Raw genomic sequence first — 8,091 nt, forward strand, 5'->3', positions numbered from 1 at the left:
GCGCGTACATCCGCCACATATTGCTCCAGCATATCAAGCCCTTTATCCGTTACATGAATCGCCGTGAAAGGATGGGGGATGTTGTGAATATCATAATGTTGATTCCGGATATCACGAATTTCTTCTTCGGTTAAGGTGTCATGGTTTGCACTGTAACGGTTTTTGGAAGCATTTCGCATCTCATCAATGAAGCCTATCGGAGCACTTAAAGTACCTGGCTCATTAATAATTTGACCGATGCCTAGATCCATCTTTAGGAAAGTGAAACCTTCCTCCATACGCTTCTGAAGCGCGAGCCCCATGGCGGTGCCTGTATCCTTGCCGACGACCTCGGTATCGCAGTACATTCGAATTTTGTCACGAAACTTGCCGCCGAGCATTTGATAGATCGGTACGCCATATGCTTTGCCGGCCAAATCCCATAAAGCGATTTCGAGCCCGCTCACACCACCGCCTTGACGAGCATGACCGCCAAACTGCTTAATGCGGCGAAACAGCTTATCAATATTGCATGGATTTTCGCCTAACAACCGACCTTTCAGCATTTGCGCATAAACTTTATCAGCACCGTCACGCACTTCACCAAATCCGATTAAGCCTTGATTCGTATACACTTTAATCAAGCTGCTATGAAACGGCCCGCCTACAATATCGGTGAAGCGAATATCCGTAATCCGCAGTGCGGAAGGACTTGCATGCTTGCTCACATGGGCTAACGTTTCTTCATAAGAAGGATTGTTGGACACGAAAGGTCACTCCTTGTTTATAAGTTAGGTATTGAATAGGGTTGAACTCATTCATCGAGCTAGGCTAGAGCAGCATGCTGCCGCCATCAAGTCGAATGGCTGAACCGGTCATGAATTCGCTTTCATTGGATGCGATGAAGCATACGAGCTGAGCTACGTCGAGTGGACGGCCAACACGGCCAAGCGGGAATTTATCATGTATAGAGCGGGTCATTTTTTTATGCTTTGCGACGTCCTCGGCGGACATGATTGGCTTCGATTCTCGGGCACTTTGCTTGCCGACATCAACGGCTCCTGGCTCAATCGTATTAACGGTAATCCCATACTTTGCAAGCTCAATTGCGCTTTCTCTGCCTAACATGCGAATACCGCCCTTGGTCATGGAATATACGGCATCGAAATCGGTGGGGCGCTTGCTATGAACAGAAGACATATTAATGATGCGTCCAGACTGCTTTTCCTTCATATAGGGAACGACGGCTTGTATGCATTGCCAGTAGCCTTTTAAATTAATGTTCATCATGCGATCGAAAGAGGCTTCATCATGCTCAAAAAATCCATAATTCAGCTGCAATGCCGCATTATTAACCAAAATGTCAATGCCGCCATAATGCTCTGCAGTGGTGGAGACCATCCGTTCGATTTCATCTTTTTGCGAAATATTCGCTTGCACGATCATCGAGCTTCCACCGAAATCATCAATCATCTGTTTGGTATGAAGCGCACCGGCATCGCTCTGATTATAATGAATGGCAACCATAACCCCTCGTCGTGCAAGCTCGATTGCAACGCCTTTGCCAATTCCTGTTCCTGCGCCGGTAACTAAAGCGATTTTGCCAACGATACTCATTATTCACCTCCATACCGGCGATTACGGTTTTTTCATTTTGAAATTCATATAATGAAGCAAAAAACCGCCATCCAGCCTTATATCTGCACCATTAATGAGTCTCGCCTCATCGGAAGAGAGAAAATTCACAAGCTCGGCGATATCTTCATTGCTGCACAAAACAGCATTAGGCACCTTATATTCGTAATCGTTGTACAAGGTGGATAGATGACTGTGAAACAACTCATCGTCGCCAGCAACAGAACCCACTTCAATGGTATTGACACTGATCCCATATCGCCCTAACACAAGAGCTGCTTCTTTGGACAGCATTTTAACTGCACCTTTTGCAATACTGTAGGTAAACGCTGAACCAGTCGGCTTCTCGGCATGAATGGAAGAGACATAAATGATTTTCCCCGCTTGCTTCATCATCATCTGTTTGCCCACAGCCTGCGTACAAATAAATGCCGATTTGGCGTTTACTGCGATGCTTTGCTGAAAAAGCGCTTCATCTCCATCTTCAATTGTGCTTGGAGAAATCTCATTATTGTTGTGAACGAGAATATCAACCGTACCAAGCTGCTGCTCCGTGAATAGAAGCATATCCGTGACTTCAGCAGTTTTACAAAGGTCAATGGTGACTACGACCGCCTGCAAGCCTGCGTCCTGTACTAGCTTTAATTCTGACCCAATCGCAGAGCCTCCTGAATGACTATTCAAAATAAAATGCGCTCCGCTTTCCTTTAAACGTCGAATGATCGCTTTCCCGCTGTCACTGTCTGAATCCGTAATAAATACAACCTTATTTGGCAATCGCATAGATCCCCTCCAAGGAACAGACATAAAATGATGTATATAGCCTTATTTTAGTTACTTTGGTTCAAGCATAGCGATGCTGTAAATTTATGATTTTGTTTGATTTCTTGCATAATCCGCCAATACTGCAACAACCCTATGACTGCATTCGTTATTAAGGGAGAATAGGAATCCAAATGGAAGGGAAAGCCATGCGCAAAATAAAAAAATTCATTTTCATCACGCTTCTAATGATTATTTTTGTTCCGTTTATTTTGAGCTACTCGAACTATCGCATGACTAGAGTCAATAACGATTATGAAGCCTTATTCACCGAGCAGCTTAAGGCAGCTGTACATAAGGGAACCACATTTGATATGAAGGAAGTCGCGCCATTTGATTGGGATAAAATGTTTGTTTTTGAAGCTTATCGCTCAAGAGAAGAGATGGAGAGAACAGTCGGACGAGAATGGACCAATGAAGCCTCCTACGCCGGATATTGGATAGATAGAAAGATAAGCGGACAATATCCTTTGCTGGATGAGTCGGTACATAAACTGGTTTTTGTGAAAAAGGATAAAGTGGTGTTTGATACTACTCTAGACCGAGCAATAGCTGACTTCTCGGTTAGCAGCAGCATGATTGATCGCGATCATTCCCGATATACCATTATGAAAACAGATCAATCATTTGCTACGGTTTATAATGTTTTAGAAGAGTAGGTAGATTGATAGACTTGGGAGCTTCCGAAAAAAAATGACAGTCTAGAACGATTTCTCCTGTTCTGGACTGTCATTTGTTTAAATCATTGATGAACAAACTAGGAAGCAGAGGGAAGCTTTGTCTTCGTTGGCTTGGCATAACCCTCTTTATACGTTTCGTCGATAATTTGGCGAATCCGATCTACTTCGATCCCTGAAGACTTCATCGCTGCGGTTGTTACAGCAATTTCAATGCATACGCCGCAGCGAGTGCCATGATCGTCCCAGACTACAGAGCCGTCTTCCTTTATTTCGGCGATAAAGCAATTGAGATTGCTTTGGTGTCCCGCGCTTTCGCCACACCCGCAGTAACAAGGGATATAGGGCAATACATCCGTAACCGTTGCAGCGGTTTGATAGGCGATACGCAGGTTATCAGAGGCGCCATCTAGAAAAGCTGGTAAAATATCAAGCGATGCTGTCGTCTCTTGCAAATCGCCAGATGCTGTTTGATGATCACCATGATTGCCGCCATTTGCTTCATGTACGTTCGTTGCTGATCCAGCTGAATTTGTTTGGCTGCTGCATGCGCTGAGCAGCATCGAAGAGAGCAGAACCGAATAGAGTGTGGTTTGGGCTAATCGTTTCAAGTATAGCAGCTCCTTGTTTCTATTAATTGGTTTTATTATAGCATTTTCAAATATTAAAAGAGTAACGTATATGGTACTATTAATTGACGATTTAGATCGTTTAAGCCGTAAGCTCTCCCGTTTAATCGTAACAAATGCCAAGATACAAAAAAGGAGCGATTGTCGATGAAGGTATTGTTTATTGGTGGAACCGGATTAATAAGTGAAGCTGTTTCTAAGCTCGCGTTAGAACGCGGAATTGAACTCTATCTTTTTAACAGAGGGAAGCGAGACGAGTTTGTGCCAGAAGGGGCAAAGGTCATCAAGGGTGATATACGCGACCCCGAGCAGGCTGCTGCTGCACTTGAAGGCTATCAGTTTGATGTGGTAGTCGATTGGATTGCCTTCACGCCGGAGCATGTCAGCACGGACATTGCGTTGTTCCGTGGACGAACGAATCAATACATATTTATAAGCTCAGCCTCTGCTTATCAGAAGCCGCCTAAGCACTATATCATCACAGAGGATGCAACACCGCTCGAAAATCAGTATTGGCAATACTCGCGTGACAAGATTGCATGTGAACAGCTGCTGCTCGATGAGCAGGCGTCATCAGGTTTTCCAGTTACTATCGTAAGACCGTCATTTACCTATGGCGATACGATGATACCCGCTGCCTTAAACAGCTGGCAGCATCCATGGTCTCTGATCGCAAGAATGCGTGCGGGGCAGCCAGTTATCGTGCATGGTGATGGGTCTTCTTTGTGGACGATGACACATAATTCCGATTTTGCCAAAGGTTTTGTCGGCTTGCTTGGACGTGCTGAGGCGATCGGAGAGGCGTATCATATAACTTCAGACGAAGTCCTTACGTGGAATCAAATCTATGAAGCGATTGGTTCAGCAGCTGGCGTAGAGCCGAAGCTTGTCCATATTTCTTCCGAGTTTCTTATTTCGCATGACCCTGATCTTGAGGGCGGCTTGCTCGGCGATAAATCTGTCACGAGCGTATTTGATAACCGCAAAATCAAAAGCTTAGTTCCCGATTTTTCAGCGGATCTTTCCTTTGAGGAAGGGATTAAACGGACGGTTGCATGGTTTGAGGCTCACCCTGAGCGATGCACCGAAGATGATGAGTGGAACGAGCAGATGGATACGATTATCGCTGCTCATGCAACCGGATTTAAAAAATAAAGCGCAAGCAAATGACGAAAATATAGATTTTAAGCCGTACATTTAGAGCAATAAAAAAATTTTTTTAGCGATTTTTATAGATAAAAAAAAGTGCTTATCCTCTAGGGATGAAGCGCTTTTTTTGTGTTTTAAACCTCGATCCCTAAATGCTAAAAAATTTCTCATAATTTACAAGAAGCATAAAAACTCGTCTTTTGAAGGAATGAGCGACATATAATCTTCACAGACCGTCCACTGTTTCTTGATGCCTGCTTATTCTCGCCATCTAACTTATATCGTAACAGGTATACTTCATTAACTTAAGGGAGAGGTATAATCATGCGAAAAAAGTTGAACCAGCATTTATTAGTTTACTTGCTCATTTTATCGTTAGTCATTACTTTAGGCATGTACGTCCAACCTTTAAATAACGAACCGGATTCACAAGCTTTAGAAACGTCTGCAGCAGATCCATTTTCCTTAACTACCCTATCACCGCTTGTTGTTGACAGCTTAGAGAACAATAAAAAAGTCATCGCTTCACCCACTCCAGCACCTATACCTGTAATATTCAACGAGATTAGCGCAGCTACAGTTAACGCATCTGATCAACCTCCAACCATCCCGCTTGAAACGACTCTTGAAGTTGAACAACCGCCAGCCATCGCTGAAAAACTAATGAATACATATGAGGTTACCGCGTATTACCTTAACATTCGAACAAAACCGAGCGCCACTTCGGATATTATAAAGGTTGTAGAAAAGGGAGCAAAGCTTGAAATTACAGAAGAAACAGACAATGGTTGGCTTAAGCTGCAAAATGGTGGATACGTACATGGCGGATATGCAAAAAAGGTGAAAAGTGAAGTTTCCGTATTATCCCTTGCTGCTGATGTTAATCGTCAGCCTGCCACTGCACTTAAGGCAAAAAGCGAGGAGCAACGTATAGATAAAATAGAAATTTTAGAAGAAGCAGTAGAGGAAGAACTTATGAAGCCAACATCAGCTGTAGAGTCTGATTCTGGCCTTACCATCGAGCATATTGAGAAAATATTCGAAGGAACAGCACTATCCGGGCATGATTTGGAACAAGCTATCCTTGAAGTGGAGGATGAATACGGCATAAATGCTTATTTTACAATAGCCGTGATGAAGCTGGAGAGTGGAAATGGCAAAAGCAGGCTGGCCAAGAGTAAAAACAACTTATTTGGCCTCAATGCGATAGATGGCGATAAATACAATAAAGCGTTCAGCTTTGAAACGAAAGGGGACAGCGTCCGAAAGTTTGGACAGCTCTTATCCAAAAATTATGTAGGGAAGGGACTAACGACCATTGAGAAGGTTGCCCGAAAATATTGTCCCGCCAACTCCAAATGGTCAAGTTTAGTGAAGAATATAATGAAAAGTGACTACAGGAAGCTCTGACTTGGCAATTTCCCACCAAGTATGTTATTTTAGGCTCCTAAGCATTTGACGACTTAGATAATAGGAGGCTGCAAATAAATGGTGGATAACGTGCAGAAAATGCCATTCGGCTATGAGCCGCCTGTAGATGAGCTTAAAGGAACGATTGTATACTATGATACATTTGAGCATACAACGGAACGAGAGCTTGATCTAGCCGCAGATTGGGTGCAGGCGCGTTCCTTTCGCAAGCTTGTTCTCTATCCACTGCATGAGCTGAGCATCAAGAGGATGTCAAAAGAGAACGTCAGCCCATTTTATAAGCGGGAAGATCGACTGCATGAATGGAAGCGGGACCGAGCTGAGACGAACATCGTTGTTGAACGTTTTGAAATTAAACGCAAGAAGTATACGCCAATCGATTTTGCTCTAAGACATTTGGCCGAAACCTATCCGAAACCACTATTTGTACTCATGACGGCTGAAATGGCGAATATGTTCGCTTCGTTCTCATCATTCGAGGAATGGATCGTGAAAATCAGGCTTTTGTTGACGGAAGAGCCTGCACAGCTGCATCCACGGCTTTTAAAATATCAGCATCGCTGGGAAGCCATTGTCACCAAATAAACCTTGGAATACATAAGAAAAGAGCTGTCCGTGAGTAACACTCATGGGCAGCTCTTTTTTCTGTTGCAAAACGATTATTCGTCTAGCCGGTTGATGGGCTATTCGGAACATGGCCTTTTTGATTGATATTCTCTGCTCTGGCCGAAGCTGAATTATTTTCCGCTTCCTTGGAGCTGTCTTCAAACGCTTGATTTTTGCTTGGAATTGATTTGTTTTTGTTGTGAGCCATCCACAATAACCTCCACTAGCGTGATTGCCTAAAACTCCGAGGCTAGCTTAGGTTAACCATGTTCCAGCAAAATAACCAAAATCTATAGCTGCTTGCTCATTATTTTACGCTAACAACATGCTCTTCGCACGCTGTAGAGCAAAAACCATGCTTCGTTTCTTCACATTCCTTACATACGATATGCTGCAAATGACAGGAGTCATCCGCACAATTGATATAGGTATCAGCAGGCTGCTGGCAGTGGTGGCATTTGCCTACAACAACTGCTTCGTCTGTTTGATTAATGACAACGGATGTTCTCTCATCGAATACATAACATTTGCCATCAAACAGTTTGCCTTGTACTTCCTCGTCCTTGCCGTAGGTTACAATACCGCCCTCAAGCTGGTAGACGTCGTTAAAGCCTTCGCTAAGCATAACGCCAGTAAGCTTCTCGCAGCGAATGCCGCCTGTGCAATAGGTAATGATCGGCTTGTCTTTGAATTCCGCCATATTCTCGCGAAGCCATTCAGGAAACTCCTTGAATGTTTCAAGATCGGGTCTGATCGCGTTGCGGAAATGACCAAGATCGTATTCATAATCGCTTCTGCCATCTAGTACKATAACATCTTCTCTTTGCAAATACTCATGAAATTCTTTAGGTGATAGACGAGTGCCGCTTAATGTATTCGGATCTAAAGGCTTATCATAACGAAGCGTCACTAGCTCTTTCTTGTAACGTACAAAAATCTTCTTGAAAACATGTTTATCTGTTTCGTCGATTTTGAAAACCATATCCGAAAATAAAGGATTCGCACGCATATGCGCCATATATTGTTCAGTTTGCTCGATGGTTCCTGAGAGCGTTCCGTTAATTCCTTCATCAGCAATTAAGATACGGCCTTTTACGTTTAATTCCTTGCAATATGCAAGATGTTCAGCAGCAAACTGCTCAGCATCAGGTACAGCTACAAAT

General features: G+C 43.5%; 10 protein-coding genes. 4 read left to right on the forward strand and 6 right to left on the reverse strand.

Features of this window, described 5'->3' with window-relative positions; genetic code table 11:
- From AC1DSE_RS25600 to AC1DSE_RS25610, 3 genes are all read right to left on the reverse strand, one after another.
- A partial coding sequence (locus tag AC1DSE_RS25600) for an enolase-like domain-containing protein (RefSeq protein ID WP_477528385.1) occupies window positions 1-746 on the reverse strand: 746 nt, incomplete at its 3' end.
- 64 nt (window positions 747-810) lie between these two features.
- Window positions 811-1,596 carry an SDR family NAD(P)-dependent oxidoreductase gene (locus AC1DSE_RS25605; protein WP_477511621.1) on the reverse strand — a complete coding sequence of 262 codons (786 nt, stop codon included), beginning with the start codon at window positions 1,594-1,596 and terminating at the stop codon, window positions 811-813.
- A gap of 21 nt (window positions 1,597-1,617) precedes the next feature.
- Window positions 1,618-2,397 carry an SDR family NAD(P)-dependent oxidoreductase gene (locus AC1DSE_RS25610; RefSeq protein ID WP_477511622.1) on the reverse strand — a complete coding sequence of 260 codons (780 nt, stop codon included), beginning with the start codon at window positions 2,395-2,397 and terminating at the stop codon, window positions 1,618-1,620.
- 188 nt (window positions 2,398-2,585) lie between these two features.
- On the opposite strand from AC1DSE_RS25610, the gene AC1DSE_RS25615 reads away from it, so the two are divergent.
- Window positions 2,586-3,095 carry a hypothetical protein gene (locus tag AC1DSE_RS25615; protein WP_477511623.1) on the forward strand — a complete coding sequence of 170 codons (510 nt, stop codon included), beginning with the start codon at window positions 2,586-2,588 and terminating at the stop codon, window positions 3,093-3,095.
- 98 nt (window positions 3,096-3,193) lie between these two features.
- On the opposite strand, the gene AC1DSE_RS25620 is transcribed toward AC1DSE_RS25615, so the two are convergent.
- Window positions 3,194-3,676 carry a PCYCGC motif-containing (lipo)protein gene (locus AC1DSE_RS25620; RefSeq protein WP_477511666.1) on the reverse strand — a complete coding sequence of 161 codons (483 nt, stop codon included), beginning with the start codon at window positions 3,674-3,676 and terminating at the stop codon, window positions 3,194-3,196.
- 213 nt (window positions 3,677-3,889) lie between these two features.
- Between AC1DSE_RS25620 and AC1DSE_RS25625 the strand changes: the two genes are divergently transcribed.
- The 3 genes from AC1DSE_RS25625 (at window position 3,890) to AC1DSE_RS25635 (ending at window position 6,907) form a co-directional block, all read left to right on the forward strand.
- Window positions 3,890-4,897: an SDR family oxidoreductase gene (locus AC1DSE_RS25625; RefSeq protein ID WP_441882225.1), complete on the forward strand. Its 1,008-nt coding sequence runs from the start codon at window positions 3,890-3,892 to the stop codon at window positions 4,895-4,897.
- Between the two features lie 318 nt (window positions 4,898-5,215).
- Window positions 5,216-6,301, forward strand: coding sequence for an SH3 domain-containing protein (locus AC1DSE_RS25630; RefSeq protein WP_441882222.1), 1,086 nt, complete (start codon window positions 5,216-5,218; stop codon window positions 6,299-6,301).
- Window positions 6,302-6,379: 78 nt separating this feature from the next.
- Window positions 6,380-6,907, forward strand: a complete 528-nt coding sequence (locus tag AC1DSE_RS25635; protein ID WP_477511624.1) for a hypothetical protein — start codon at window positions 6,380-6,382, stop codon at window positions 6,905-6,907.
- Between the two features lie 82 nt (window positions 6,908-6,989).
- Here AC1DSE_RS25635 and AC1DSE_RS25640 read toward each other — a convergent pair whose 3' ends face one another.
- Both AC1DSE_RS25640 and trhO read right to left on the reverse strand, forming a co-directional pair.
- Entirely contained in the window at window positions 6,990-7,136 is a 147-nt protein-coding gene (locus AC1DSE_RS25640; RefSeq protein ID WP_179089728.1) for a hypothetical protein, read from the reverse strand.
- A gap of 99 nt (window positions 7,137-7,235) precedes the next feature.
- Window positions 7,236-8,091: oxygen-dependent tRNA uridine(34) hydroxylase TrhO (trhO, locus tag AC1DSE_RS25645; protein ID WP_477528386.1), on the reverse strand; the 856-nt coding region annotated here is incomplete at its 5' end.

It is taken from the genome of Paenibacillus sp. 01L418 (assembly GCF_056400045.1).

Excerpts from the sequence above, each read along its gene's own strand:
- AC1DSE_RS25630 (WP_441882222.1), top strand. The coding sequence starts at position 5,216 with ATGCGAAAAAAGTTGAACCAGCATTTATTAGTTTACTTGCTCATTTTA.
- AC1DSE_RS25640 (WP_179089728.1), bottom strand. The coding sequence starts at position 7,136 with ATGGCTCACAACAAAAACAAATCAATTCCAAGCAAAAATCAAGCGTTT.
- AC1DSE_RS25635 (WP_477511624.1), top strand. The coding sequence starts at position 6,380 with ATGGTGGATAACGTGCAGAAAATGCCATTCGGCTATGAGCCGCCTGTA.
- AC1DSE_RS25605 (WP_477511621.1), bottom strand. The coding sequence starts at position 1,596 with ATGAGTATCGTTGGCAAAATCGCTTTAGTTACCGGCGCAGGAACAGGA.
- AC1DSE_RS25625 (WP_441882225.1), top strand. The coding sequence starts at position 3,890 with ATGAAGGTATTGTTTATTGGTGGAACCGGATTAATAAGTGAAGCTGTT.
- AC1DSE_RS25620 (WP_477511666.1), bottom strand. The coding sequence starts at position 3,676 with ATGCTGCTCAGCGCATGCAGCAGCCAAACAAATTCAGCTGGATCAGCA.
- AC1DSE_RS25615 (WP_477511623.1), top strand. The coding sequence starts at position 2,586 with ATGCGCAAAATAAAAAAATTCATTTTCATCACGCTTCTAATGATTATT.
- AC1DSE_RS25610 (WP_477511622.1), bottom strand. The coding sequence starts at position 2,397 with ATGCGATTGCCAAATAAGGTTGTATTTATTACGGATTCAGACAGTGAC.